This is a genomic window from Chryseobacterium echinoideorum (genome assembly GCF_007474535.1).
Classification (GTDB): domain Bacteria; phylum Bacteroidota; class Bacteroidia; order Flavobacteriales; family Weeksellaceae; genus Chryseobacterium; species Chryseobacterium echinoideorum.
The window spans coordinates 1-1,559 of record NZ_VKNW01000027.1 but is presented as its reverse complement, the minus strand read 5'-3'; the positions used below and the strand labels follow the sequence as shown (position 1 = coordinate 1,559).

Genomic DNA, 1,559 nt, shown 5'->3' with positions numbered 1-1,559 from the left:
CTTCCTGAAATCCTACTTTAGTCCCACCCCAATCTACTTCAAAGGCAAACTTTACTAATGGATATGTACTCATAATTTTTTATATTTTTCTGTTATTAATTAATTTTATGCTTCCTGTAATTTGTGCGAAAAACGAAGCACAATAAATTCTGCCGGACGTACTGCAGCCATACCGATTTCGATAATCATTCTTCCTTCCAACACATCTTCCGGAGACATTGTTTTATTCAGACCAACACTTACATAATACGCTTCTTCGGGTCTGCTTCCTGCCAATGCGCCATCCTGCCATTGCTGATTAAGGAAATTTTCGATCATTGTCTGAACACGGATCCAAGTATTGGCAGTATTCGGTTCAAAAACGAAACGCTCTGTTGCTTTTTTCACCGATTCTTCCACCATGTTGAAGAAACGACGTACTGAAATGTATCTCCATTCGTTGCTGTTTCCGTCCAGAGTTCTTGCGCCCCAAACCAAAGTACCTTTTCCTGTGAAAGATCTGATTGCATTAATCGATTTTCCCGTATCCGGATTTACATTAAGACTCATTTGCTCTTCATGAGAAACTTTTACGGTTGGTGCAACTACATAGTTCAGCCCAACATTAGCCGGTGCTTTCCATACTCCGGAAGTACTGTCTACTTTTGCATAAACTCCTGCCATTGAAGATGATGGAGCCATCACCACTTTTTTAGATTCGATGGCATTTTTAATTCTATTGTATTTAGCAGAATCTGAGGTCTTTAGTGAGTCTAAATCCAGAGTAGTGTCAACACCTGTCTTAACAACAACATCGTAATTATAGCTTAGGACTGTTTCTAATTTTGGATAATAAGCTGCGCCATACTTCAGTCTCTTACCGCTCGGTCCTACACTTGGACCCGCAGCTCCTTTAAATTCAGCAACTTCTCCAACAACATCCATAATGACAAATCTGTCTTTCATTAATTCTGCCTGATCCAAAGCTTTTTCGTACAATTTATATGCTTGGCTCGCTAAAGCTTCAGCATCCGGGAAAACAATAAGCGTTGGCTCGTCTTCTTTTTCTAATAATTCCAAACCTGCTTCTAATTCTGCTGGTTTCACTACGTTGTCCACATTATCCTCATCCTGAAATGTGTTTACTGAAACAATATAACAAGCTCCTCCTCCATTCGCAAAGTACATTTGCATTGCGTAATACATTTTGAATTGACTAGGAGTTACTACTGCGGTAGTAGTAAATACTCCATTGCTATCTGCTGTGTCAGTAATTTCAAAAGTTTCTTCTTTTGCCTTTCCGAAGATTGTTTCGTATTCCAACATCGAAGAAATTCTTGTTGGCTCATTTTTCGGTCCCTTTTCTGTATATCCGATAAAAGCAGGGATAGCCGTTTCTACTTGTGCTACTGATGGTGGGAATTTTGCAATTTCCTCTACGTAGACTCCTGGTGTTTTGTAATTCATTTTGTTAAAAATTTAATGTTAATGTTTAATTATTTTCAATAGTTAGTCCTTCGTGTGCAATTTCCAAGGTTTCAATCGCTACCTCATTACCTTCAGCTTTCAAATCGGTTGCA

General features: G+C 38.7%; 1 protein-coding gene. It reads right to left on the bottom strand.

Features of this window, described 5'->3' with window-relative positions:
- Nucleotides 1-105: 105 nt before the first annotated feature.
- On the bottom strand, nt 106-1,446 hold the full coding sequence (locus tag FOL89_RS17435; protein ID WP_144284026.1) for a phage tail sheath family protein: 1,341 nt from the start codon (nt 1,444-1,446) through the stop codon (nt 106-108).
- Nucleotides 1,447-1,559: the final 113 nt, after the last annotated feature.